Below are 22,431 nucleotides of genomic sequence, written 5' to 3'. Positions count from 1 at the left end.
GCGGCACGGAAGCCGGCGAGGAGAAGGATCCGGGCGAGGCCGCGGCCGAGTCCGACATGGACGACGACGAGTTCGAGAACCAGATGTCGCTCGCGGCCATCGAGGCCGAGCTCAAGCCGAAGGTGGTCGAGATCTTCGACAAGATCGCCGACAGCTACAAGAAGCTGCGCAAGCTTCAGGAGCAGGACATCCAGAACCAGCTCCAGAACGAGTCGCTCTCGCCGCACCAGGAGCGCAAGTACAAGAAACTGAAGGACGAGATCATCGTCGAGGTGAAGTCGCTGCGCCTCAACCAGGCGCGCATCGACTCACTCGTCGAGCAGCTCTACGACATCAACAAGCGCCTCGTCTCGCACGAGGGCCGCCTGATGCGCCTTGCCGACAGCCACGGCGTCGCGCGCGAGGACTTTTTGCGCAACTACACCGGCTCGGAGCTCGATCCGCGCTGGCTCAACCGTGTCTCGAAACTCTCGGCCAAGGGCTGGAAGAACTTCGTCCATCACGAGAAGGACCGCATCAAGGACCTCCGTCACGAGGTGCATCAGCTTGCAGCCCTGACCGGCCTCGAGATCGTCGAGTTCCGCAAGATCGTGCATTCCGTGCAGAAGGGCGAGCGCGAAGCACGTCAGGCCAAGAAGGAGATGGTGGAAGCCAACCTCCGTCTCGTGATCTCGATCGCCAAGAAATACACCAACCGCGGCCTGCAATTCCTCGACCTGATCCAGGAAGGCAACATCGGCCTGATGAAGGCGGTCGACAAGTTCGAGTACCGCCGCGGCTACAAGTTCTCGACCTACGCCACGTGGTGGATCCGGCAGGCGATCACCCGCTCGATCGCCGACCAGGCCCGCACCATCCGCATTCCCGTGCACATGATCGAGACCATCAACAAGATCGTGCGCACGTCCCGCCAGATGCTCAACGAGATCGGCCGCGAGCCGACCCCGGAAGAGCTGGCCGAAAAGCTCGGCATGCCCTTGGAGAAGGTGCGCAAGGTCCTCAAGATCGCGAAAGAGCCGCTCTCGCTCGAAACGCCCGTCGGTGACGAAGAGGATTCACACCTCGGCGATTTCATCGAGGACAAGAACGCGATCCTCCCCATCGACGCCGCGATCCAGTCCAACCTGCGCGAAACCACCACGCGCGTTCTGGCCTCGCTCACCCCGCGCGAAGAGCGCGTGCTGCGCATGCGCTTCGGCATCGGCATGAACACCGACCACACGCTGGAAGAAGTCGGGCAGCAGTTCTCGGTGACCAGAGAGCGTATTCGCCAGATCGAGGCAAAGGCGCTGCGAAAGCTGAAGCATCCGTCGAGGAGCCGGAAGCTGCGGAGCTTTTTGGACAATTGATCCAAGCATCCTTCAAAACGAAAACGGCGGGCCGAGGCCCGCCGTTTTTGTTTGCCGTCATTGCGAGCGCAGCGAAGCAATCCAGAGTATTTCCGCGGAAGGATTTCTGGATCGCTTCGCTGCGCTCGCAATGACGGGGAGAGCTTGAAGCCCTACTTCTTCTTCACCCCGACCCGCTCGATCCGCTTGATCTCGAGCGCGGGGCGGCCGCTCTTTTCGGCGATCTCGCGGTCCTGCTCCATGATGAAGTTGCGCGCGGGTTCGTCGCCGTCGAGGCCGCCGAGCAGCTCTGAGGGGACGCGGCGGTTGGAGCGCTGGGAATCGTCTTCATAGAAGACGTTGAAGAAGGCGAATTCGCCTTTGGGATTGGTTCCGGGTTTCTTGGCCATGGCGGCTTGTCGTCGATTGGAGGGCCGCAGTCAAATGACTTTGGCGGCCACCGACGTCAGTCCAGGCCCGAGCGCGACGGGGATCGATGCGGCTAATTGAAATCGGACTGCGGGGAGGGCGGCGGGCGCCTGTTGCAATCTGGCGAGACCTTGCTCAACCAACCCTTGTTCAGGCAACGCTTGCCTCAATAAACGGCGGGCCGAAGCCCGCCGTCTATTTCTGGTCTTCAGTGTCGCCCGGGGCTGGCGGGGCGACAACCTAAAATAGAAGGCTATAGAAGGTGCCCTGCGATGGCAAGGCAAATCGTGGCGGCGTCGATGTCGCAGCCAGCGGATCAGATATGCGGTGGTTGCGACGTGTGATTACCATCCACGTCGAAGCAATTGTTTAGAACGTCAAATCAATTTGTTCATCTTGCCGGCTTCGCGATGCAACGCGCGTGCCGTGCTGTGTCGGAAGGCGCGCCAACCTGCACCTCTTCCCGCCTGCGCGCAGACAGTGTGATCCCGCTCCGCAAAAGCGAGTTCCATCGTCGCGCTGATGTCTCAACGTGCGCGCGTGCGCTGCGCCACTTCCTGCACGGCGAGTCGCGATCCATGTCCGCCGCCTTTGCCTCCGTCCTCCTTGTGCCCCTGCGCCATGATCGCGCTGCCCATCGCGGCCGAGCCGAAGGTGATGAGGAAGGAGGCGAGCAGCAGCGCGAGCGCAATGCCGGGCGAACTGTCGGCGAAGATCAGCTCGCGCAGATGTCCGGGGTTGAGCCAGAGCAGGCCGCCGACGAGGAGCGTCGCGGCGCAGGCGCCGATCGCCAGGTTGATGGCGAGCAGGCGGAACAGGGGGATGCGCAGGAGCACGGAGCGGGCCGGCTTGTTCTGCTGGTCGGGCATCGCTGGTTGCCTCAGACTTTGTCGCGCCCGGGAATGACGAGAGAGAGGATGTCTGCAGCCATCCATCTCACGCCGTTCGCGCTGCGATGTTGACCCGCATCAAACTCCCGCGCGACGGTTCATGGCGCCACCAGCTCCACGCGCCGGTTGAGGGCGCGGCCGGCATCCGTTGCGTTCGGGCCGACCGGCGCCAGCAATCCGACGCCGGCGGTGCGCAGGCGTGTCGGCACGATCCGAAAACTCTTCACCAGCTCGGCGGCCACCGCCTCCGCGCGGCGCTTGGAGAGGTCGAGATTGTACTCATAGGCGCCCTGGCTGTCGGTGTGGCCGACGATGAAGACGTTCAGCTGCGGCTGGCTCGCGAGCAGCCTGGCGATCTGCTCCAGCGTCGGCCGGCTTTCCGGTTTCAGCACCGCCTTATCGGTGTCGAAATAGATGCCGTAGAGCGCGATGTGGCCGGTCTCGCCAAGACCCTTCGCCATCGCGGCGGCGTCGACCATCTTGTTCGCGATGGCCCCGAGCTCGGCGATCGTGACCTGCGCGGTGATGTCCTGGTTGTTCTGGCTGACGATGACGCTGGCATAAATCTCGCGCCCGCCTTCGGCCTTGCGGCCGGCAATATAGCGGTAGTTGAAACCGTCGACCCACATCTGCGGCACCGGCAGCGTGTCGATGCTTTCGGTGAAGGGGATGGCGCCGCAGGCGTCGGTGTCGCAGGCCAGCAAGGTCTCGAAGCCGGCCTTGGCAAGCTGCGTCTCGAAATTGCGCGACACCTCCAGGATCGAGGGCCCGGGATTGGTGCGATAGGCGATGCGGATGATGCGGCCCTCGAGCCGCCGCGCGTCGGTCGGCTGGCCGTCCCTGAAGCTTGCGGCCTGCATCCGTGCCGCGTCAAAATCCTTCACCACATAGCCGGTGACGACGCTGCCGGCGAACCGGCCGATGCCGGGATAGTCGCGCGCGCCCGCCACGTCGCGCGTCTGCGCGGAGGCGGGGATTGCGTGCAGGACGAGCAGGGCGGCAAGGACGAGCATTCCCGGGATGTTCTGCGGCGCGGACATCGGCACTCTCTGTCGGTTGCGGGGGACGGGACGCAAGACGTTAGTCTCGCGCGCCGTCCTGCCGGTTCTAACCGACGAACCAATCCCGGTTCGATTGTCCCGGAAAGCGCGCCGCTGCCTCAGGCCGCAGGTGTGGCCCGGCCGACGGCCGCACGCTCCTGCGCCGCCTGCTGCCGTTCCATCATGGTCTGCCAGAGCGTTGCGATGCTCGCTTGCGTCTGCGGCGCGATCAGGCAGTGGCCTTCATTGTCGAAGCCGCAGAACCGCACCGAGGGGTCCTTCTTCACCTCGATCAGCGCCTGGTTGATCATCTCCAGGCACGTCATGACCCCGCCGATGTCGGGCAGGCGGGTGTGATGCAGGATGTCCATCAGGCGGAAGGTCATCACCGCGGGCTGGCCGAAGCTGATGCCGGGACGGCCGAGCTCGAGCAGCACGTTCACGGCCGGAAGCACGCCCCTGATGTGCTCGAGCACGCCGGCGACGTCCTCCACGCTGCAGGCGACGAGATGGGAGGCCTGGGGCGGGATCGTCACGGGCGCGCGCGGCGCAAGGCCGAGCGAGGTGATGACCTCCTGTTCGATCCATTGCCGCACCGCTGCGGGGGCATTGCGGATCTGCTCGGCGGTCAAGGTAATTCCGGTCATGGACGCTTCTCCTGGGCGACTCTCCTGTTCGCTGCAATCTAGGAAGCGGGACGTGAGACAGTTTGATGCGGATCAAGCCTTCTGATTCAAGCCTTGCGCCTTCAAGCCTCGCGCTTTCAAGTCTTGCGCTTTCAAGCCTTGCGCTTTGACGCTCGCGTCTTTCCCGGGCATGATCCGCGCGCTGCTTCGCAGCTAGGATTTTTAAGGGGATTGCTCCACATGCTGAGACTGCTTCTCGCCGCCGCGTCCGTCCTTTGTCTGGCCGGCGGATCGGCGCAGGCCGCGCGCTGCGGCGGCGACTTCAACAGCTTCGTCGCCAGCATGGCCCAGGAAGCGCAAGCGGCCGGCGTCTCGGCAAGCGTAACCAGCGCGGCGCTCAGCGGCGTCACTCCTGATGGCGCGGTGCTCGCCTTCGACCGGCGCCAGCGCCACACCTTCAACAAGAGCTTTGAGCAGTATGTCTCGACCCGCGTCGGCCCCGGCCGCATCAATGGCGGCCGCGCGCTGCTGCAGCGCCACGCCGCGCTGCTCTCGCGCATCGAGCAGCAGTTCGGCGTGCCCCGCACTATCCTGGTCGCGATCTGGGGCCTGGAGAGCGATTTCGGCAAGGGCGACATCGGCAAGATGCCGGTGGTGCGTACGCTGGCGACGCTCGCGCATGATTGCCGCCGCACCGACCTGTTCCAGGGCGAGCTGCTCGCTGCGCTGAAGATCGTGCAGCGCGGCGACCTGCCGCTGCGCGACCTCATCGGCGCCTTTGCCGGCGAGATCGGACAGACCCAGTTCCTGCCGTCGTCCTACATCAAATACGGCGTCGATTTCGACGGCGACGGCCATGTCGACCTCCGCCACAGCGTCCCCGACGTGCTCGCCTCGACCGCGAATCTGCTCCACACCAGCGGCTTCAAGATGGGCCAGCCCTACGGCGAAGGCACCGCCAATTTCGAAGCGATGCGCGAGTGGAACAGGGCGGTGGTGTATCGCAAGACGATCGGGTATTTCGCCGATCGGCTCGCGGGGCAGTGACGACACACGCAGTCTCGTAGGGTGGGCAAAGGCGCAAAGCGCCGTGCCCACCATTTCCATCCGTCGTCGGAAGTCGTGGGCACGCTCCGCTTTGCCCACCCTACGACGGCGCAGCTTGTCGTTTGTAGGATGGGTAGAGCGCAGCGAAACCCATCGCGTACTCTCTTTGCGGAAACATGATGGGTTTCGCTGCGCTCTACCCATCCTACGAATTCACGTCCCCTTCGCCATTTTCTCCAGCCGCCGCTGCAGCGGCGCCCAATACGTTGCCGGGCGGAAGCGCTGCAACAGGTCCATGAAGCGGGCGTCGTTGCCGATCAGGATGCGGGGCTCGTTCTTTTCGATCCCCTTGATGATGCGCAGCGCAGCGTCCTTCGGCGTGGTCCTTGCCGCGGTCTCGAACCGCTCGATTGATTGCGCGCGGCGGGCATTGTCGGTGACGCCGACCCCGGTGCGGGAGTTGCGCGCGATGGCGGTGGCGACGCCGCCGGGATGCACGACCGACAGCCTGACCGGGCTGCCCGCCACCGCGAGCTCGTGCCGCACGCTCTCGGAGAAGCCGCGCACCGCGAACTTCGCCGCCGCATAGGCCGATTGCCCCGGCGGCGCGATGATGCCGAAGATCGAGGAGAGGTTGACGATATGCGCCTCGGGCCTCGTCTTCAGATGCGGCAGGAAGGCGCGCGTGCCGTGCACCACGCCCCAGAAATTGATGTCGAACAGCCAGTCCATCTGCGCCTGGTCGATCTCCTCGAACGAGCCCATCAGCGCCACGCCGGCATTGTTGACGACGATGCCGAGCGCGGGATGCGCGGAGATCGCCTCGTTTGCGAACTGCGCGATGTCGTCGGGTTCGCCGACGTCGACGCGGTGCACGCTGACCTTGCGTCCCGCACCGATCTCGGCCGCGAGCGTCTTCAGCCCGGCCTCGTCGCGGTCGGCCAGCGCGAGATCGCAGCCGCGCTGCGCAAGCTCGATCGCCAGCGCCCGGCCGATGCCGCTGGCGGCTCCCGTGATGGCGGCGGCGCCGCGAATCGTGGTCATGATGTTCCCCGTCAACCCCTGATGCGGGAACTATGCTTTACATTTTTTCAGAATGGAACCGAACCGCAGCCGAGTTGGCTCCTTAACTTACGTTACGCGAGCAAGCATTGGGAGACGCCGATGGGACAAGCACAACCATTTCGCGCGACTGCGCTGATCGTCGAGGACGACGTCATGCAGCGGGAGATGCTCAGCCTGCTGCTGGAGGAGAGCGGCTACCAGGTCATCCAGTGCGAAAGCGCCGAGGCCGCCGAGCGCGTCCTCGACAAGAGCGCCGGCGCGCTCTGCCTGATGATGACCGACGTCCAGCTCGCGGGGCGCATGACCGGCGTCGAACTCGCGCACGTCGCCAAGGACCGCAATCCCAAGCTCGACGTCGTCGTCACCTCCGGCCGTCCGTTGAGGCAGCCCTTGCCCGACGGCGCAAAGTTCTGGGCCAAACCCTGGGCGCCACTCGACGTGCTGCGCGAAGCCGAGCTCGCGCAACTGGCCTGAGCGAAGGTTTCACTATCAAATCCGTCATCCTGAGGCGCGAGTGATGGGCGCTCGGCGCCCCATCGGGAGCCTCGAAGGATGCACGGCCGAGATGCAGCCGGCCGTCGTCCTTCGAGGCTCGCCGAAGAGGCGAGCACCTCCAGCGACAACGGCTCCGCCGTTGCGCGGGGGTGACGGATGAGAACCTGAAGGCCCAAGGCCCGACTTTCCCGCCGTGATGCCGGGTGATAGCGTCGGCCCATGTCCTGGTCCTTCCTGCTCACCTCGCTCATCGTCGTCGCTTCCCCCGGCACCGGCGTGCTCTACACGCTGGCTGCGGCGCTGACGCGCGGCTCGCGCGCCAGCCTCGCCGCCGCCTTCGGCTGCACGCTCGGGATCGTGCCGCACATGATGGCGGCGATGCTCGGGCTCGCCGCCGTGCTCCACACCAGCGCGCTCGCCTTTGCCGCGCTGAAATGGGGCGGGGTGCTTTATCTGCTCTACATGTCCTGGCAGGCGCTGCGCGAACAAGGTGCGCTGGCGGTCGAGGGCGAGATCCGCGAGCGTTCGGTCGGCCGTGTGATCGTCACCGGCTTTCTGATCAACATCCTCAATCCGAAGCTGTCGATCTTCTTCCTCGCCTTCCTGCCGCAGTTCATCGCCGCGGACGAAGCCCATGTGCTGGCGCGCATGCTGGAGTTGAGCGGCGCCTTCATGGCGATGACCCTTGCGGTGTTCGTGGTCTACGGCCTCTGCGCCGCCTCGGTGCGCGAGCACGTCATCTCCCGCCCGCGCATCATGGCCTGGCTGCGCCGCAGCTTCGCCGCCGGTTTCGCCGCGCTCGGCGCCAAGCTGGCGTTCGCGGAGAGGTAACTTCTTTCCCTCTCGAAGGTGCGGGAGCGTCCGCGTCTCCAACACTCAGCCAATAAAAAAGCGGGCCTCGCGCCCGCCGCCTTCAAACTCTCTACCCGAAGCCCGGGCGGAGCGAGGCTCCACCCGGGCAAAGAAACAGAAGCCTCGTTACTTCTTCTTCGCCTTCTTGGCCTTCTTCGCCTTCTTCTTCGTCGCCTTCTTCGCTTTCTTAGCCATAGGATCCTCTTAAGGGTTAATGGTGGAACGCGACACGAGGGATGCTCGGCGGAGGGCCAGCCTCGCAACATCCTCGACGACAAACTCAGCAGATTCGCGGGTCTCTGCCCCGCGCTGTCACATCCGTGTCATCGCGTTATCCACAGCTCAGATGCATTTTCGGGTGATTTTGGTGCGCGAATCCGCATCGCGGCGTCGAAGCCGCGTCGTCGCCGACATCCCTAACGATCCGACAACGAAGCGGCGCCGTTCATGAATCCAAAACCAAAGGCGCGTTTTGCCGGATCGCGGTGAGACTCCATTAAGCGCGAGGGCCGCATTCTTCTCCGCAAGAAAACGGGGATGGGTCATGGACGGACGGCTGCCAGGGACGGGGGGCGCGACGCTGCGCATGCCGCGCGCGTCATGCTGAACGTACCGACGCTCTGGACCGTCTTCGTCGTCAACTTCCTGGCGCTCGGCGTGATCTGGGCCTACGTGACGCGCTCCTATCCGAAGTTCGCCGCCGCGCGGTTCTGGATGGCATCGTCCTTCGTCGGCGCGATCGGGGCGATGACGGCCCTGGTCCGCCTGTTCGTCGCCTCTCCCCTCCCGCTTCTGCTCGGCGCGGCCGGCGTCATCGCCGCGAGCTGCCTCGCCGCGATGGGCATTGAGCGCTTCTATGGCCGGCCGGTCTCTTGGCGCCTCATGACGGCTACGGGAGGCTTGAGCCTTGCCGGCGTCGTGGTCTTCATGGTCGGCTTCGAGCACATGCAACTGCGCATGCTCAGCTACACGCTCGGTCAGGCCCTGCCGCTGGTGCTGGCGCTGCGCCTGCTGCTGTCGCCGCCGGAAGGGCGCGTCAGCCCGGGCGCGCGGCTGTCCGGCATCGTCATCCTCACCATCATCGCGATCCTCATTGCCCGCACGATCGGCAATCTGCTCGGGCATGATCTCTCGGCGAAGGCCGGCGGCCAGACCCATGCCGTCATGGTGCTGGGGCTGCTGTTCCTGTCGATGACGCTCAATTTCGGCTTCCTGCTGATGGCGATGGACCGGCTGCGCGGCGAGGTCGCCGATCTCGCGCTGCTCGACGATCTCACCGGCGTCGCCAACCGGCGGCATCTGCTGCAGCGCCTGACCGAGGAATGCGCCCGCTCGGAGCGTAGCGGCGCGCCGTTCTCGCTGCTGGTGATCGATCTCGACGGCTTCAAGACCATCAACGACACCCACGGCCATGCCGCCGGCGATGCCTGCCTGCAGCACTTCACACTGATGGCGCAGACGCGGCTCCGGCCCGGCGACATGCTGGCCCGCACCGGCGGCGACGAGTTCTGCGTCGTGCTGCCGTCCTCGTCCTTGCGCGAGGCCGCCGCGATCGCCCGCCGCGTGCTCGAGGTCTGCCGTCAGGATGCCGAGGCCTGTACCGGCAGCGAGATCCCGATCGCGATCTCGATCGGCGTCGCGCAGTGGGATCGCGGCATCGGAGAATTCCCGGATCGCCTGATGGCCAATGCCGACCACGCCCTCTATGCCGCCAAGAAGAACGGCAAGAACGATTTTGCCGTTTACGATCCGTCGCCGCCGCTCTCGCCTGAGCCGATCGGCCGGGGCGAGGCCGCGCGCCATTTCGCCTGAGGCCATGCTAGGTTTGGTCTCTGTTGGACCTGCATGATGATCGCTCGCCTGCTCGCGGCCGCCCTCGCCGTTTTCTTTCTGACCGCCCCCGCCGCTGCCGAGGATGCCGAGCTCGCAAAGCTCGCCCGCGCCTCCGGCACGCCCGATATTCCCGGCCTGAAGATGGTCTGGCTGGCGCCATGGGGTGACGTCCGGAGCGCAAGACCCTGGCGCAACATCATCGTGCACCAGACCGAAGGGCCGGCGGGCTCGGCGCGCGGCGGCGCGCAAGCGCAAGCGAAGACCCCGACGCGGCGCGGCGTCACGGTGTGGGTCGAGACCGACGGCACGGTGTATTGGGCGGTCGCGGAAAACCTGGTGCCGACCCATGGCGACGGCGCCAACCGCAACGACAACAAGTTCATCGACAACAGCGCGACCTATCGCCAGGTCGTGCGCGACAATTCGATCGGCGTCGAGTTCGCCGGCAATTATCCCGATGTCGCGGCCGGCCCCACCGAGGCGCAGGTCGCTGCGTGGCAGACCCTCGTGAAGGTGCTGCGCGCGCGCTACGACATCCCGCTCGAACGCGTCTATGCCCACAACTGGATCGACTACAAGGACGCGCGCTATTGCGAAGGCTGCTGGCTCGCGACCCTGGCGAGGATGTGGGGGGAGTAGGCGGCATTCGGAGCCCGGGGAGGGGGCGTGGCAGCGGGCGGCCGAAACCGCCGGCACCGAATGGCCAAGGCCCGGCGAGCCTTCCCCGTTCAGGGGAAGGCCTTGGGAAAGTCGGCCGAAGGCTTCGTGACGATCTGATGCGCATCGCGCCAGATCACTTCACGCTGGTGCGAAGTCGTGATTGCACGCACCGGCAGGCCGCCTTCCCCGAGCAGCCAGGCGCAGTAACGCGCGCGGCTGACCGCCTCGCGGGCTCCGGGGTCGAACCAGCAGATGCCCCAGATCGAATCGCGCCGCTTGAAGTGCCGCGCGATGCGCCCGGGGATCGGCAGATGCCGTGCGAACCAGTCGAACTGGTCTGCCAGCTCGTGCCGGATCCAGTCGGGGCAGTTGGTCCGGTCGAGATACCAGGACGCACGAAAGAAGCCGCTCTCCACGCGGCTGTGCGGGTGGATGAGCGGTGTAACGAACCGCAAATACATGACGACACGGCGCGACGCCGTGTTGCGTCACGCCCCTCGTAACCAGATTGAATGATCGGAAGAACGGCCGCGAAGCGGCGTTCAGCTCATGACCGGCCGCGGGCGAGCCGTGGGCGGCGGTCGGAACGTGTCGATTTCAACTTCATGCCGCCTCCCTCGAGAGCGTGAACAAAGCGGCGCGGTATCGCGCCGGGGCCGCAGCACATACACGAGGAGGCATCACGCGGCAAGCGCGATCGAGCGGGACGCATCGACCGCGGTCTCACACCGGCTGCGCCATCCAGCCCAGTAGCCGCCGGATCAGGCCCGGCCGCTCCGGCAATTCGGGCGGTCCATCTGCCGCCAGCACGCGTTTGAAGAAGTAATCCAAAAACACCATGTCGTTCGGCTCGGTGACGGTGAAATTCTCCTCGCCGAAGAACACGCTGTAACTGAAGAAGAACGGACCCATGAGCGGGATGGTCGCTGTGCCCGCATAATCCTTCGATATCACGAACTCGGACGGCTCCAGCCCGCGCTCGCGCATCGCCTGCTCGACCAGCGGCAGCTTGCGCATGAACTGGGCTGAGAAGCCGCCGACGGTGGATTGCAGGATGATCGACATGGTGATCGCCCAATCGATGCTGTCGGTCCGATCATTCTGGGTCGGATGAGCGGCGAGGCTGGTTCAAGATGACTGGCCCCGCGCCTCCGCGAACATGCTGGACATCACACGCAAGAAAGCCGGCGTTGCCGCCGGCTTTCTGTCTTTTCGATCCGCCAATTTCTCGCCGCGGCGAAGCCCGCTTAGTGCGCGGCTTCCAGCGCGGCCTGTTCGGCCCTTGCGATCGTGCCCTTGACCGCGGACTGCACCTTCTCGAAGGCGCGGACCTCGATCTGGCGGACGCGCTCGCGCGACACGCCGAACTCGGCAGCGAGGTCTTCCAGCGTCATCGGCTCATCGGCGAGGCGGCGAGCCTCGAAGATGCGGCGTTCGCGCGGGTTGAGCACGCCCATGGCGCCGTTCAGCGCGTCACGGCGTTCGTCATACTCCTCGTGCTCGGCCAGCATGGCTTCCTGGTTGGGCGTATTGTCGACCAGCCAGTCCTGCCATTCGCCGGCTTCGCCGTCGTCGCGGATCGGTGCGTTGAGCGACGCGTCGCCACCGAGGCGGCGGTTCATGTCGATCACGTCCTGGTCCGTGACGCCGAGGCGCTTGGCAATGATCTTCACCTGGTCGGGGCGCAGATCGCCCTCGTCCAGCGCGTTGATCTTGCTCTTCGCCTTGCGCAGGTTGAAGAACAGCTTCTTCTGGTTCGCGGTGGTGCCCATCTTCACGAGCGACCAGGAACGCAGAATGTACTCTTGAATCGACGCCTTGATCCACCACATGGCGTAGGTGGCGAGACGGAACCCCTTCTCGGGTTCGAAACGTTTCACCGCCTGCATCAGGCCGACATTGCCTTCCGAGACGACCTCGGAGATCGGCAGGCCGTAGCCGCGATAGCCCATGGCGATCTTGGCCACGAGCCGGAGATGGCTGGTGACGAGTTGGTGCGCCGCGTCGCGATCGTCATGCTCGCGCCAACGCTTGGCGAGCATGTATTCCTGCTGGGGTTCCAGCATCGGGAACTTGCGGATCTCGGCGAGGTAACGGGAAAGGCCGGATTCTCCATTGAGGACCGGCAAAGCAGCGGTACGGGCCATACTGAAGCCCTCCAAAGGTTCAGGCCCCCGATAGCGGCGGGCCAGGCAGACGACCGCTGTGTTAAAGCCGGCCGTAGCTGCGATGTTCCGTTGGTCATTTCCAACGCACGCGCAATATACCCCATGGGGGGCCAAAAAGGGAAGGATTGCTGACGTCACGACCCCGTGTGGCAGCTATAACTTTTTGTAATGTAACGCTTTTCTTAAAGGGCCTGCGTCATGCCGCCGCTTTCAGGGAGCCCTGGAGGAGAAGCAAATCCTCCGGCAAAGCCGCCTCCCAGTGGAGTAATTCTCCGGTCCTCGGGTGCTCCAATACCAGCAAATACGCATGCAGGGCCTGCCGCCCAAGCGCGGTCAGCGCGACCTGCGACTCGGGACCGAGCTGGTTCGCCTTGGTCTTGAAATGCGGGCCATAGACCGCATCGCCCATCAGGGGATGACCGATATGGGCGAGGTGGACGCGGATCTGGTGGGTGCGCCCGGTCTCGAGCTCGCAGGCCAGCAGCGTCGCGATCGGCTTGCCGTCGCGCCCGTTAAAACTCTCCAGAATCTCCCAATGCGTCACCGCCTCGCGGCCGCCCTGGCGCACCGCCATCTTCTCGCGCGCATGCGGATGGCGGTCGATCGGCGCGTCGACGGTGCCGCGATGGCGGCCAGGGACGCCCCAGGCAAAGGCCATGTAGCCGCGGCGCATCGCACCGGTGCGGCCGTGGTCGGCGAATTGCGCGGTCAGCGAGGCATGGGCGAGGTCGTTCTTGGCGACCACCATCAGCCCCGTCGTGTCCTTGTCGAGCCGGTGCACGATGCCGGGCCGGCGCACCCCGCCGATGCCCGACAGCGAAGAGCCGCAATGGGCGATCAGCGCGTTCACCAGCGTGCCGGTCTCGTGGCCGGCCGCGGGGTGCACGACCAGGCCCTTGGGCTTGTTGATGACGATGATATCGTCGTCCTCGAACACGATATCGAGGGCGATATCCTCCCCCTTCGGCTCCGGTGGGGCCGCTTCCGGCACGTCGATTATGATCGTATCCCCGGATGTGACGTGATAAGCGGGGTCGCGGACCGCGGAGGCCTTCAGGCTCACCGCGCCCGCCAGGATCAGGGCTTTCAGCCTCGATCGCGACAGGTCGGTGAGGTGGGCCGCCAGCACGCGGTCGAGCCGGGTCGAGCCCTCGTTGCCGGCGACGACAACCTCCAACCTTTGCGCAGAGCCAGAATTTTCCATGACGACGACTGATACCGCTGTTCCCGAACCGAGCCCCGAGCAGGCCGCGCTGTTCGCGCGGGTGCGGCGGATGATGCTGATCGCGGGGTTGACCACGGCGCTGGCGATCTGCGCCGTGCTGATCGCGGTGGGCTACCGCCTTTTCAAGTCCGAGGGAAGGGCGGCCGAGGCGGCCAGTGACGTCACCGCCATCCTGCCGAAGGGCGCCAAAATCGTCTCGACCGGCCTCGCCGGCGACCGCCTCGTGGTCACCCTGGATGTGGGGGGCGTGATAGAGATCCGCGCCTTCGACGCCCACACGCTCAAGCCGGCCGGACGACTGAAATTCGCCAATGAGCCGTAAAAGGCTCCTCGGGGTCCTTGCGGCGGACAAATTTCGAGGCTATTGGCTAGCCCTCACGCTCCCTTCGTCTAGCGGTTAGGACGCGGCCCTCTCAAGGCTGAAACAGGGGTTCGATTCCCCTAGGGAGCGCCAAATCCGCGATATTCCTCGACTTTTTGCTGCGCCCCCATCCGACGGCGGCCCCGTCCGGCCGCGCGATCTCGCTTGGTCATAGGTTGCGCGCCGCAGCGTCGACGCTGATGCTGATGAAGCGATCGAGTGGACCCGCCCTCACATTCACTCCCGCGCAAAGTAAGCCACATCGCGCCGTCGCTTCCGTGCCGCGCGATGGTTGCATGACGAGGCGCGCGGCTCGGGCTCCGCTCGACGCCTGTTTGAGCGGCGATCGCGAGAAGAGCCTTGGCCGTAAGCCCTGGCCGCAAGTTCAGTGATGCGCCGAAATGCTCCTGACGGTCTCGGTGAGCATATCACCGGACGTGGAATGGCCGACGTCGCCCAGGCTGATGATGCCGACCATCCGCTTGCTCTTGTTGATCACCGGCAGCCTGCGGACCTGCAGCTTCTCCATGTGATGCATCGCCTTGGCGAGGTCATCGTCCTCGCGGCAGCAATGGATGCCCTCGGTCATCACGTCGCGCGCCGTCGCGCGGCCGGCATCGAAGCTGTGGCTCGCGAGCCCTTTGCAGACGATATCACGGTCGGTCACCATTCCGACCAGCTTGTCATCCTCGCCAATCGGAATGCAGCCGATGTCATGCGCCCGCATCAGTTTGGCAAGCTCGGTGATTGGGGTGTTGGGGCTGACCCAGTCGACACCCTTGTGCATCACGTCTTTGACTTTCATGGCGAGCCTCCGTTCGTGGGTTTCAAGTGCGTTGATGCAATGACGGCACCCCCAATCTTCCGAACTCCGACCAGACAAGCGCAGACACTCTCGCCGCCATCCTGCGGAACAGTATGGCGGCGACCTCGCGGCCAGAGTTCCCGCCCAAGATCGCAACGGCAATGGGCGGTCTAATCCTCAGTCATGCGCGCTGAAGCGCCCGTGCGGTGCGTTGGCCGTCAGGCGCGCAAACTGCGCGTGACCCATATGGAGCAGCGTCTCATGATCGCCGGCTTCCATATAGATGTCTGGCTGTGCCTCGATGCTGTCGTCGACGATCATTTCCAATCCGTAGCATTTGCCGACGGCGGGAACCGCACCGTGTGCACAGTCGCTGAACAGCCGATTGACCTCGGTTTCATTGGCCATGTGGACATTGTCGCCGAGGCTTGTCCTCAGGTCCGACAGGCGGAGGTGATGCGATGCGGGCAAGATGGCCAGCATGTATCCGCCGTCGCGCCGCAACACGATGCCCTTGGCGAGGCGGTCCCCCGAGATATGGCATGCCTCGGCCGTTCGAGCCGACGTCATGCTGAGTTCGTGCGGGATCACCTCGTACTGGATGTTCTCAGCGGCGAGGTATTTCTGGAGCGTGGGAGCAACGGCCATGGCATCACCTCCGATGCGGAATGCAAACCATCCACCGTGAGGTCGACCTGCAGACTCTCGCCATACGATGGGCGGCTGCCTGACTAGAGACCCAACATAGATCTTCCATCCGCAAGCTGCAATTCAGCGTTCGCGGTTTTATTCTGCGCGGAGCGCCATCGGTCGAGACTGGCACTCAAAGCCGGCCGTTCCCTCGGAGCCGCGACGACGATGCGCAGGAGCCAGCTTTTCGCCTGGCTCGGCGCAGCCACTCTCTCACGCCGTCGTGCCGTCGATCGAGCGGCGGATCACCTTCTGCACCTCCGTATTCGACAGGAACAGATCGTGGTTGATGATGCCCCAGCCTTCCTGGGAGGCATCGACCACGCGCACGCCGAGCCGCGCGATGACGGCCTTTTCGGCGGCGCCGACCCTGGTCATTCCACCTGCGATCTGTCCCGACAGCGCGAGTGCGCGGTCGTTCGTGGCGGCGATCACGGTGATCTTGCCGGCCAGCGGGCCGATGCGCTGGATCGCCGACGAGAACACGTCCATGTCGATATCAGGCGCGGCAAACACCACCGCGCCGATCTTGCTCGTAACGGTGTCGCCGTATCGCGCATGGAGCTGACGCAGGCTTTCGAGCGTCAGCATGGTTCCCATGCTGTGGGCGACGATGTGCACGCGGCCGGCGCTTGGCGCCGACACCAGCGCAGAGAGTACGCGTTCGAAATCGTCGCGAGACCACATCGCGCTGTCGCGGTCATAGGCATAGTCGAACAGGCCGGCCTTGGAGGGCCAGGAGAACACCATGGTCCGGCCGCGGAACTTGATTCCATCGGAGAGATGGGCGCCGTCCAGCACGGCCGTCTCGAATGTCTGCTTGAAGCCGTGCACATAGATCAGCACGTCTCCTGTCCCGGCTTGCGCAGCGAGATCGCCAGCGTCGGCCGGCACGGGTTCGACCCGATCAAGGCGCCAATCGCCAAGTCCAACGGAGGCGAGGGAAAGACGACTCTCGTCCGGCGCCGCCAGCTTGGCCCGCGCGACCGTCATGGCCGTCGCGCGTTCCGGCCCAAACCAGGGTTTGGCACGGGCGCCGTTGACGGGCTTGCGCGTGGTGGTGACAAGCACTGTCGGATCGACGGAGAGGGACGAGGCGTCGAAGCGCGCGCCGGTCGCACCCAGGCCGGCGCATCCGCCGAGCGCGAGGGCACTTCCTGCCGACATGAGTCCGCCGAGGAAGGCACGGCGCGAAACGGAATGACGGGAGTCGCGTTGCAGAGGACGTCGGACGATCACTGGGAACCTTTGGGAACTTTGCCCACCTCACGCCGCCCCGCCTAGCTCACTGAATGACAATGCAGGCGAGAAGACGGCGGAGCAGCTTCGCGGCCGGTTCAAAGTCATGGCCTTCGAACAGGTGCCGCATCAGCCGATGATGCCGATCGCGTGGAGCGTCCACAATCGCGCAAGGCTTACTCCGTGGCTTTCGCCGCGTAGGCCCGCCCCGTCAAGCGAAACAGGCCAGAGTTTCTGTCAACCCCTCCCCGCAAAAATATTCCCATTTACCGAAATTCGGATTTGTCGTATGTGTCGGCCATCCCAGCCCACCAAAGGGGCGGTCGTACGTCGTTTCGAACGCGGGCGGGGAGTTGCGGTGGACGCGGGCGGCGTTAAAGGCGGAGCTTGCGCGTGCAGGGCGAGGTCATCTCGTGAGCAAGCGTGACCCGCGAAGACGAACGGCGCCCCTGCGTACGGCGAAACCGTGTGGTCCTGGCCGTCGTTGCTACGGTCAAGCCTTTCGCGGAGATGCGAGCGAGCCCAACCGGGAAGACTGCATCATCCAATTCGCGGGGCGAGGGAGGCCAGAAGGAAAGTTCGGCTCCCGGGAGAGCGCGGCATAGGCCGTCAAACCATCGCGCAGGGAAGGCCTGGTTTCGGCTGCCCTGTGTCTCCCCTGTGCATTGCGTGTGCAATCTGTTCAGCACGGGGGTCTTTACGGGTGCCAGCCGGCGCCCGGCCTTCCCTGCGCCCTTTCCTTCGAGAGGGTGAGGAGAGCAGCATCACTCGGGCAAAACATGCCGCGAGGACGCGGGCGCGCGGGTTGCCTGCCAGATGACCTTCCGTGCGAGCATGATGCGTCGGCTTCAGTGGAGGTGGTCGTCGCTTCCGGAATCTGCCTTGATGCGATTTCGAGGTGGAGGGAGTGACGATATGAGCGGCTTGGTGATCTCTGGCGGCCGGGTGGTAGATCCCGCGAGTGGGATGGACGCCGTCGGCGACGTGGCGGTGGTGGACGGCAAGGTCGCCGCGGTCGGCACGGGCCTCGGCGGCGCCGAGCGGGTGATCGACGCGACCGGGCTCGTGGTCGCCCCCGGCTTCATCGACCTGCACGCCCATGGCCAATCCATTCCGGCGGACCGCATGCAGGCGTTCGACGGGGTGACGACGACGCTCGATCTCGAGGCCGGCGTGCTGCCGGTCGGGTCCTGGTATGAGCGCCAGGCGAGAAAAGGCCGCGTGCTGAACTATGGCGCCGCCACCAACTGGGCGTTTGCGCGCATCGGCGCAATGACCGGCTCCAATGCGGAGAGCTCGCTGGAGGCGTTCGGCAACGCCATGCGCGACCGCCGCTGGATGGACAACGTGGCGAGTGATGCGGAGGTCGCCGGCATTCTCGAGCGTCTTTCGCGCGGTCTCGATGAAGGCGGCATCGGCGTCGGCATCCTCAATGCCTACGCGCCGGGCGCCGGCGTGCAGGAGCTGACCGCGGTCTGCCAGCTCGCCGCCGCCAAGGACGTGCCGACCTTCACCCACGTCGCCTTCATGTCGCGCATCGACCCCGAGAGCGCGGTGGAAGCCTATATTCGCCTGATCGGCTATGCCGGCGCCACCGGCGCGCACATGCACATCTGCCATTTCAATTCGTCGAGCAAGACCGACGTCGAGCGTTGCCGCGTGCTGATCGCGAAGGCGCAGGCGCAGGGCCTGCCCATCACGGTCGAAGCCTATCCTTACGGCACCGGTTCGACCGTGCTGGCCGCCGCCTTCTTCAGCGACCCCGAATTCGTCGAACGCAACGGCACCGGCTACGATTCCGTGCAGCGCGTGACCGACGGCTATCGCTTCCATGACCGCGAGGAGCTCTTGAAGGCGCAGGCCGAAGAGCCGTCCTCGCTGGTGCTCTGGCACATCCTCGACATCGATAACAATGCGCATCACCGCGACCTGCTCGACATGTCGGTGCTGTATCCCGGCGGCGCGATCGCGTCCGACGCGATGCCGTGGACGACGTCGGACGGCAAGACCTACACCGGCGATGCCTGGCCGCTGCCTGACGATGCCACCTCGCATCCGCGCTCGGCCGGCTGCTTCACGAAATTCATCCGCGAATGGGTGCGCGAGCGCAAGACCGTGTCGCTGCTCGAAGGCGTGCGCAAATGCGCGCTGATCCCGGCGGAAATCCTGTCGCAGAGCACGCCGGCGATGCGCGCCAAGGGCCGGCTGACGAAGGACGCGGACGCCGACATCGTCGTGTTCGACTACGAGAAGCTCTCGGACCGTGCGACCTTCACGGCGATGAACCGTCCCTCCGAAGGCGTGCGGCATCTCGTGGTCAGCGGCGAGGTGCTGATCAGCGACGGCGTGCTGGACCTCGCGGCGCGGCCGGGTAAGCCGGTGCGCCGCCCCGTCGTCGGGGGCTGACCCATGCCGGTCCCCATTCTCCTGGTGACGGGCTTTCTGGGGGCGGGCAAGACCACGGTCGTGAACCATCTGTTGGCGCATGCGGAGGGACGGCGGATCGCCGCAATCGTCAACGATTTCGGCGCTATCAACATCGATGCGGAGCTGATCGCGGGCGCCAGCGACGGCGTTGTCAGCCTCGCCAACGGCTGCATCTGCTGCTCGCTCGAAGGCGATCTCCTGCGCACGCTTTCGACACTGCTGCGGCGAGATCCGAAACCGGACTACATCGTGATCGAGACCAGCGGCGTCGCCGATCCCGCCGACATCGTCCGCAATCTGATGGACCCCGTGATCCTGCGCGAGGCGCCGCTGGAGACGGTGCTGTGTGTGATCGACGCCGCGACACCGCCGGCCGCCCTGGACGATGCCCTCCAGCGCTCGCAATTGCGCGTAGCCGATATCGTGGCGCTGACCAAGCTGGATCTGGCGGAAGAGGGCGCGGGTGCGCGGATGCGTCAGGCCATCCGCGCCTTGCGCCTTCCCGCCGTGGTGGTCGAGGCGCGGCATGGCGAGATTCCGTCCGCGCTGCTGTTCCCCGCGAACGTCGAGCGTGCGCCCGTGGCGCGCGATCCGGGCCCGAAACGACCGGCGGAGGAGCGCTTCGAGACGCTGAGCTGGACCTCGGACCGCCCGATCTCGCTGCCCCGCCTGCAGCAGGCCATCGGCAAGCTGGCGCCAAAACTCGCGCGCGCAAAAGGCCTGTTCGAGACCGTCGAGCAGCCCGGCCGCCAGATGGTGTTTCAATTCGCCGCCGGCCGCGCCACGCTGGCCCCGGGCGATGCGCCGGCGGCAGGCGTGCCACGGTCGCGGATCGTCTTCATCGCCGAGCTCGGCGTGCTCTCCAAGGCCGAGCTCGACGGCATCATGGATGCGTGCGTTGTCGAATGAAGCTGCAGTCTGTGCCGTCTCACGCGAACTGCGCGACGCCGTTTCCGACCGACCAGTTCTCCGCGGGGGCGTCGAGCACGTTGACGAACACGTCCTCGGGCCGGATGCCCGGGCTTTCGCCGAGCAGGTCCGCGATCCGGCGATACAACGCCTTCTTCTGCTCGGGAGTGCGCGAGGCGAACACCGTGATCTGGATCAGCACCGCGTCGTCGCTGCGCTCGACGCCGTAGGCGTTGCCGCAGCGGAAATTCGCCGGCTCATGCTCCGTGATGGCCATGAACGCGTCGTCCACGGGCACGTTCAGCGCCTCGCGCATGGCGCGGTAGAGGCCGTCGAGAATCGCCTGCCGGTAGGCTTGCGGCTTGCCGGCGCGCATCGAGATGTGGAGCAGAGGCATCGCGCGTCCCTTTGCATGCGGGCCCGACCAGCAGGGCGAATGCGTGCGCCGCTGTTCGGCCCAGTGTTGAAACGGGCTATCAATTCCAATTGGTTTTTGACACGATGTCGAGAAAGCATGTTCTTGACGTTGTGTCAAATACTTCCAAAAGGAGCCGAGCTTGCGGCCGCGCGAATTCGATCATGACGAGGTCCTGCGCATCGCGTTCGACCAGTTCTGGCGCAAGGGCGTGCGCGGCACCTCGCTGTCGGACATCGCGCGCGATGCCGGCGTCCAGCGCGGCAGCCTCTACAACGCCTTCGGCAGCAAGGAAGCGCTGTTCCTGCAGGCCTATGAACGCTATGCCGGGGATTATCTCGCAGCGCTGCAGAAGGCGCTCGGGACGGGCTCCTTGCGCAAGCGCCTCACCGCGTTCTTCGATCTGACCATCACCAATTTCCGCTCGGGCACGCCGCCGCGCGGCTGTCCGACCACGCGCGGGCTGATGGAGCTCGGCGCCGCGGAAGGCGAGGGGCTGGACGAAGACGCGCGCCAGGTCTTTGCGGGCCTTATTTCGCGTATCACAGCACTGGTTCAGGACACGTTGTCGGCAGGCGCCGAGCGCGGCGAGTTCAACGGCAATGCCGCGGCCGCGGCGCTGCACATCGTCACCGTGACGCGCGGCCTCGCCGTGCTCGAACGTGCCTTCGGCGACGAGCCGCAATTGCGCAAGATCGCCGCGCACACCATCGATCTCGTGCTCGGCAGGAAAGGCGGCTAGATGTCAGCACAGAGCAAGCGCGTTGACCGCCCGTGTCGCCGCGGCTTCCTTGCCCGAGCCGACGAACGCGCAGACGATGGATTCGAGCTCGCCCGGCTGCTTGCGGCGCGCGACCGCCAGCAACCGCATCAATTCCGTCTCGTCTTTCGACAGCCGACGACAGGACGGCGGCATGAAGCACAGCTCGCATGGCCGGCCGCTGCGCAGGATTCTGACCAGCGCGGCAGCCCGCGCCACCAGCAGCGGACTGTCGGCAATGCCAGGCGCCTCGTCGGCAAAGCGATAGGCGGCCTCCCAGCAATCGGAGGCGCCGGTGGTGTAGGCCGCTCCGATGAAGCGGAACAGCGACAGCGCGACGCGGCAGAAATCATCGTAGCTGTCGACGCAGGGGCGCGCTCCAAGCGCGGCCTGGAGCGGACAGAGCCGCGATTGGCCGGCGTCAGGCACAGAACCGCAAATATCCGGGGTCATGACCGATCTCGTCAGTGCAATGTCGGGCTTCCGACCAGCCAGCTCTTCATCGCCATGGTCCGGTCATGGTCGAAGGATCGCACCTGGCGGTCGGGCATGATGAGACCAGCCATGCGGAAGATCGTGGCGAAACCCCGCACGGGCGCCAGCGCCCAATCGGCGCCGACCGGCGGCAGCCAGCTCTCGAACCGTTCGCGCACGATGTCGATGCGATCCTGTTGTGCCGCGGCGATGGCCTGCAGAATCCCGCGCTCGCTGTCCGACATGCGCGGACAGGTCGGGCAGTGCACCTCGATCGCGGTGTGGGCCGTGCAGGCGAAGATCTCGATGATGGATTCCAGCGAGAGCACGGCATCGCCCACGCGGAAATGGTCGTACACCTCCTGGACATCGGCTGCGGTCGGAACGGCGCCGCCGCTGCGTGCCTTGGCCCGGAATCCCCAGATGAAGAGCCGTTCCGCCGCACTGAGCGCGGGAAGATCGACAGACCCTGATGATGTCGATTGATGCATGAAACCTCTGGCCCTTGGCTGCGCTCACGCCACAGCTGGCGCTGATTGTCTGCATCGATCGTTCTGCCGGAACCCGCCCCAAGTCAACGCTCGCAGGGGCGATATCGAGGTCTTCTAGTTTTGAAGAGGTTTATATTCGAAGACGGGCGCGGCGCCGCGAGGGCGCGAAAGCCGTGCGCGGCGGCCGGGCCTCGGCGGCCGC

General features: G+C 65.4%; 25 protein-coding genes and 1 tRNA gene. 11 read left to right on the top strand and 15 right to left on the bottom strand.

Annotated elements, in window-relative coordinates:
- A partial coding sequence (gene rpoD / locus XI03_RS13860) for an RNA polymerase sigma factor RpoD (protein WP_271592434.1) occupies positions 1 to 1,349 on the top strand: 1,349 nt, incomplete at its 5' end.
- 152 nt (positions 1,350 to 1,501) lie between these two features.
- On the opposite strand, the gene XI03_RS13855 is transcribed toward rpoD, so the two are convergent.
- From XI03_RS13855 to XI03_RS13840, 4 genes are all read right to left on the bottom strand, one after another.
- Entirely contained in the window at positions 1,502 to 1,738 is a 237-nt protein-coding gene (locus XI03_RS13855) for a hypothetical protein (protein WP_028140470.1), read from the bottom strand.
- 546 nt (positions 1,739 to 2,284) lie between these two features.
- On the bottom strand, positions 2,285 to 2,626 hold the full coding sequence (locus tag XI03_RS13850; protein WP_271592433.1) for a hypothetical protein: 342 nt from the start codon (positions 2,624 to 2,626) through the stop codon (positions 2,285 to 2,287).
- A gap of 119 nt (positions 2,627 to 2,745) precedes the next feature.
- Positions 2,746 to 3,660, bottom strand: coding sequence for an OmpA family protein (locus XI03_RS13845; protein WP_442869719.1), 915 nt, complete (start codon positions 3,658 to 3,660; stop codon positions 2,746 to 2,748).
- A gap of 146 nt (positions 3,661 to 3,806) precedes the next feature.
- Positions 3,807 to 4,334 (bottom strand): hypothetical protein, encoded by a 528-nt coding sequence (locus tag XI03_RS13840; protein WP_028140467.1) that lies wholly within the window; start codon positions 4,332 to 4,334, stop codon positions 3,807 to 3,809.
- A 219-nt stretch (positions 4,335 to 4,553) separates the two neighbouring features.
- Between XI03_RS13840 and XI03_RS13835 the strand changes: the two genes are divergently transcribed.
- Positions 4,554 to 5,360 carry a lytic murein transglycosylase gene (locus XI03_RS13835; RefSeq protein ID WP_271592431.1) on the top strand — a complete coding sequence of 269 codons (807 nt, stop codon included), beginning with the start codon at positions 4,554 to 4,556 and terminating at the stop codon, positions 5,358 to 5,360.
- Between the two features lie 213 nt (positions 5,361 to 5,573).
- Here XI03_RS13835 and XI03_RS13830 read toward each other — a convergent pair whose 3' ends face one another.
- Positions 5,574 to 6,404: an SDR family NAD(P)-dependent oxidoreductase gene (locus XI03_RS13830; RefSeq protein ID WP_271592430.1), complete on the bottom strand. Its 831-nt coding sequence runs from the start codon at positions 6,402 to 6,404 to the stop codon at positions 5,574 to 5,576.
- Positions 6,405 to 6,524: 120 nt separating this feature from the next.
- Here XI03_RS13830 and XI03_RS13825 point away from each other — a divergent pair, with 120 nt between their 5' ends.
- The 4 genes from XI03_RS13825 (at position 6,525) to XI03_RS13810 (ending at position 10,244) form a co-directional block, all read left to right on the top strand.
- Positions 6,525 to 6,899 carry a response regulator gene (locus tag XI03_RS13825; RefSeq protein WP_028140464.1) on the top strand — a complete coding sequence of 125 codons (375 nt, stop codon included), beginning with the start codon at positions 6,525 to 6,527 and terminating at the stop codon, positions 6,897 to 6,899.
- A gap of 240 nt (positions 6,900 to 7,139) precedes the next feature.
- Entirely contained in the window at positions 7,140 to 7,751 is a 612-nt protein-coding gene (locus XI03_RS13820) for a LysE family translocator (RefSeq protein WP_028140463.1), read from the top strand.
- Between the two features lie 621 nt (positions 7,752 to 8,372).
- Positions 8,373 to 9,584 carry a GGDEF domain-containing protein gene (locus XI03_RS13815; RefSeq protein ID WP_212475032.1) on the top strand — a complete coding sequence of 404 codons (1,212 nt, stop codon included), beginning with the start codon at positions 8,373 to 8,375 and terminating at the stop codon, positions 9,582 to 9,584.
- 33 nt (positions 9,585 to 9,617) lie between these two features.
- Positions 9,618 to 10,244 (top strand): peptidoglycan recognition protein family protein, encoded by a 627-nt coding sequence (locus XI03_RS13810; RefSeq protein WP_271592429.1) that lies wholly within the window; start codon positions 9,618 to 9,620, stop codon positions 10,242 to 10,244.
- 89 nt (positions 10,245 to 10,333) lie between these two features.
- On the opposite strand, the gene XI03_RS13805 is transcribed toward XI03_RS13810, so the two are convergent.
- The 4 genes from XI03_RS13805 to XI03_RS13790 all read right to left on the bottom strand — a co-directional run bounded on the left by XI03_RS13805 (position 10,334) and on the right by XI03_RS13790 (position 13,637).
- A complete protein-coding gene (locus XI03_RS13805) occupies positions 10,334 to 10,681 on the bottom strand; it encodes a hypothetical protein (protein ID WP_271592428.1) in 348 nt (115 codons plus the stop codon).
- A gap of 307 nt (positions 10,682 to 10,988) precedes the next feature.
- Positions 10,989 to 11,330: a hypothetical protein gene (locus XI03_RS13800; RefSeq protein ID WP_271592427.1), complete on the bottom strand. Its 342-nt coding sequence runs from the start codon at positions 11,328 to 11,330 to the stop codon at positions 10,989 to 10,991.
- A gap of 182 nt (positions 11,331 to 11,512) precedes the next feature.
- Positions 11,513 to 12,412 (bottom strand): RNA polymerase sigma factor RpoH, encoded by a 900-nt coding sequence (gene rpoH, locus XI03_RS13795; RefSeq protein WP_018318222.1) that lies wholly within the window; start codon positions 12,410 to 12,412, stop codon positions 11,513 to 11,515.
- A gap of 217 nt (positions 12,413 to 12,629) precedes the next feature.
- Positions 12,630 to 13,637 (bottom strand): RluA family pseudouridine synthase, encoded by a 1,008-nt coding sequence (locus XI03_RS13790; protein WP_271592426.1) that lies wholly within the window; start codon positions 13,635 to 13,637, stop codon positions 12,630 to 12,632.
- On the opposite strand from XI03_RS13790, the gene XI03_RS13785 reads away from it, so the two are divergent.
- Both XI03_RS13785 and XI03_RS13780 read left to right on the top strand, forming a co-directional pair.
- The gene (locus XI03_RS13785) at positions 13,636 to 13,980 is read left to right on the top strand and encodes a hypothetical protein (protein WP_271592425.1); all 345 of its coding nucleotides are present in this window, start codon (positions 13,636 to 13,638) and stop codon (positions 13,978 to 13,980) included. The two genes, XI03_RS13790 and XI03_RS13785, sit on opposite strands and share 2 nt — an antisense overlap.
- A gap of 57 nt (positions 13,981 to 14,037) precedes the next feature.
- Positions 14,038 to 14,112: transfer RNA gene (locus XI03_RS13780), tRNA-Glu, on the top strand.
- A 292-nt stretch (positions 14,113 to 14,404) separates the two neighbouring features.
- Here the strand turns inward: XI03_RS13780 and XI03_RS13775 are convergent.
- From XI03_RS13775 to XI03_RS13765, 3 genes are all read right to left on the bottom strand, one after another.
- A complete protein-coding gene (locus XI03_RS13775; RefSeq protein WP_038948176.1) occupies positions 14,405 to 14,824 on the bottom strand; it encodes a CBS domain-containing protein in 420 nt (139 codons plus the stop codon).
- Between the two features lie 177 nt (positions 14,825 to 15,001).
- The gene (locus XI03_RS13770; RefSeq protein WP_038948177.1) at positions 15,002 to 15,472 is read right to left on the bottom strand and encodes an aminoacyl-tRNA deacylase; all 471 of its coding nucleotides are present in this window, start codon (positions 15,470 to 15,472) and stop codon (positions 15,002 to 15,004) included.
- 255 nt (positions 15,473 to 15,727) lie between these two features.
- Positions 15,728 to 16,681 (bottom strand): alpha/beta hydrolase, encoded by a 954-nt coding sequence (locus tag XI03_RS13765; RefSeq protein ID WP_271592424.1) that lies wholly within the window; start codon positions 16,679 to 16,681, stop codon positions 15,728 to 15,730.
- A 987-nt stretch (positions 16,682 to 17,668) separates the two neighbouring features.
- On the opposite strand from XI03_RS13765, the gene XI03_RS13760 reads away from it, so the two are divergent.
- Positions 17,669 to 19,159, top strand: a complete 1,491-nt coding sequence (locus XI03_RS13760) for an amidohydrolase family protein (protein WP_271592423.1) — start codon at positions 17,669 to 17,671, stop codon at positions 19,157 to 19,159.
- Positions 19,160 to 19,162: 3 nt separating this feature from the next.
- Positions 19,163 to 20,089 carry a CobW family GTP-binding protein gene (locus XI03_RS13755; protein ID WP_271592422.1) on the top strand — a complete coding sequence of 309 codons (927 nt, stop codon included), beginning with the start codon at positions 19,163 to 19,165 and terminating at the stop codon, positions 20,087 to 20,089.
- Between the two features lie 19 nt (positions 20,090 to 20,108).
- Here the strand turns inward: XI03_RS13755 and XI03_RS13750 are convergent, their stop codons facing one another.
- Positions 20,109 to 20,486: a tautomerase family protein gene (locus XI03_RS13750; protein ID WP_271592421.1), complete on the bottom strand. Its 378-nt coding sequence runs from the start codon at positions 20,484 to 20,486 to the stop codon at positions 20,109 to 20,111.
- 160 nt (positions 20,487 to 20,646) lie between these two features.
- On the opposite strand from XI03_RS13750, the gene XI03_RS13745 reads away from it, so the two are divergent.
- Positions 20,647 to 21,246, top strand: coding sequence for a TetR/AcrR family transcriptional regulator (locus tag XI03_RS13745; RefSeq protein ID WP_028140447.1), 600 nt, complete (start codon positions 20,647 to 20,649; stop codon positions 21,244 to 21,246).
- A gap of 3 nt (positions 21,247 to 21,249) precedes the next feature.
- Here the strand turns inward: XI03_RS13745 and XI03_RS13740 are convergent, their stop codons facing one another.
- On the bottom strand, positions 21,250 to 21,717 hold the full coding sequence (locus XI03_RS13740; RefSeq protein WP_028140446.1) for a hypothetical protein: 468 nt from the start codon (positions 21,715 to 21,717) through the stop codon (positions 21,250 to 21,252).
- A gap of 11 nt (positions 21,718 to 21,728) precedes the next feature.
- Entirely contained in the window at positions 21,729 to 22,229 is a 501-nt protein-coding gene (locus XI03_RS13735) for a hypothetical protein (protein WP_271592420.1), read from the bottom strand.
- Positions 22,230 to 22,431: the final 202 nt, after the last annotated feature.

Source organism: Bradyrhizobium sp. CCBAU 65884, assembly GCF_028128835.1.
GTDB lineage: Bacteria > Pseudomonadota > Alphaproteobacteria > Rhizobiales > Xanthobacteraceae > Bradyrhizobium > Bradyrhizobium ottawaense.
The sequence above is the reverse complement of the archived record's forward strand: the minus strand, read 5'-3'. Positions and strand labels throughout refer to the sequence as shown.

Excerpts from the sequence above, each read along its gene's own strand:
- XI03_RS13855 (WP_028140470.1), bottom strand. The coding sequence starts at position 1,738 with ATGGCCAAGAAACCCGGAACCAATCCCAAAGGCGAATTCGCCTTCTTC.
- XI03_RS13850 (WP_271592433.1), bottom strand. The coding sequence starts at position 2,626 with ATGCCCGACCAGCAGAACAAGCCGGCCCGCTCCGTGCTCCTGCGCATC.
- XI03_RS13845 (WP_442869719.1), bottom strand. The coding sequence starts at position 3,660 with ATGCTCGTCCTTGCCGCCCTGCTCGTCCTGCACGCAATCCCCGCCTCC.
- XI03_RS13840 (WP_028140467.1), bottom strand. The coding sequence starts at position 4,334 with ATGACCGGAATTACCTTGACCGCCGAGCAGATCCGCAATGCCCCCGCA.
- XI03_RS13835 (WP_271592431.1), top strand. The coding sequence starts at position 4,554 with ATGCTGAGACTGCTTCTCGCCGCCGCGTCCGTCCTTTGTCTGGCCGGC.
- XI03_RS13830 (WP_271592430.1), bottom strand. The coding sequence starts at position 6,404 with ATGACCACGATTCGCGGCGCCGCCGCCATCACGGGAGCCGCCAGCGGC.
- XI03_RS13825 (WP_028140464.1), top strand. The coding sequence starts at position 6,525 with ATGGGACAAGCACAACCATTTCGCGCGACTGCGCTGATCGTCGAGGAC.
- XI03_RS13820 (WP_028140463.1), top strand. The coding sequence starts at position 7,140 with ATGTCCTGGTCCTTCCTGCTCACCTCGCTCATCGTCGTCGCTTCCCCC.
- XI03_RS13815 (WP_212475032.1), top strand. The coding sequence starts at position 8,373 with ATGCTGAACGTACCGACGCTCTGGACCGTCTTCGTCGTCAACTTCCTG.
- XI03_RS13810 (WP_271592429.1), top strand. The coding sequence starts at position 9,618 with ATGATGATCGCTCGCCTGCTCGCGGCCGCCCTCGCCGTTTTCTTTCTG.
- XI03_RS13800 (WP_271592427.1), bottom strand. The coding sequence starts at position 11,330 with ATGTCGATCATCCTGCAATCCACCGTCGGCGGCTTCTCAGCCCAGTTC.
- rpoH (WP_018318222.1), bottom strand. The coding sequence starts at position 12,412 with ATGGCCCGTACCGCTGCTTTGCCGGTCCTCAATGGAGAATCCGGCCTT.
- XI03_RS13785 (WP_271592425.1), top strand. The coding sequence starts at position 13,636 with ATGACGACGACTGATACCGCTGTTCCCGAACCGAGCCCCGAGCAGGCC.
- XI03_RS13790 (WP_271592426.1), bottom strand. The coding sequence starts at position 13,637 with ATGGAAAATTCTGGCTCTGCGCAAAGGTTGGAGGTTGTCGTCGCCGGC.
- XI03_RS13775 (WP_038948176.1), bottom strand. The coding sequence starts at position 14,824 with ATGAAAGTCAAAGACGTGATGCACAAGGGTGTCGACTGGGTCAGCCCC.
- XI03_RS13770 (WP_038948177.1), bottom strand. The coding sequence starts at position 15,472 with ATGGCCGTTGCTCCCACGCTCCAGAAATACCTCGCCGCTGAGAACATC.
- XI03_RS13765 (WP_271592424.1), bottom strand. The coding sequence starts at position 16,681 with ATGTCGGCAGGAAGTGCCCTCGCGCTCGGCGGATGCGCCGGCCTGGGT.
- XI03_RS13760 (WP_271592423.1), top strand. The coding sequence starts at position 17,669 with ATGAGCGGCTTGGTGATCTCTGGCGGCCGGGTGGTAGATCCCGCGAGT.
- XI03_RS13755 (WP_271592422.1), top strand. The coding sequence starts at position 19,163 with ATGCCGGTCCCCATTCTCCTGGTGACGGGCTTTCTGGGGGCGGGCAAG.
- XI03_RS13750 (WP_271592421.1), bottom strand. The coding sequence starts at position 20,486 with ATGCCTCTGCTCCACATCTCGATGCGCGCCGGCAAGCCGCAAGCCTAC.
- XI03_RS13740 (WP_028140446.1), bottom strand. The coding sequence starts at position 21,717 with ATGACCCCGGATATTTGCGGTTCTGTGCCTGACGCCGGCCAATCGCGG.
- XI03_RS13735 (WP_271592420.1), bottom strand. The coding sequence starts at position 22,229 with ATGCATCAATCGACATCATCAGGGTCTGTCGATCTTCCCGCGCTCAGT.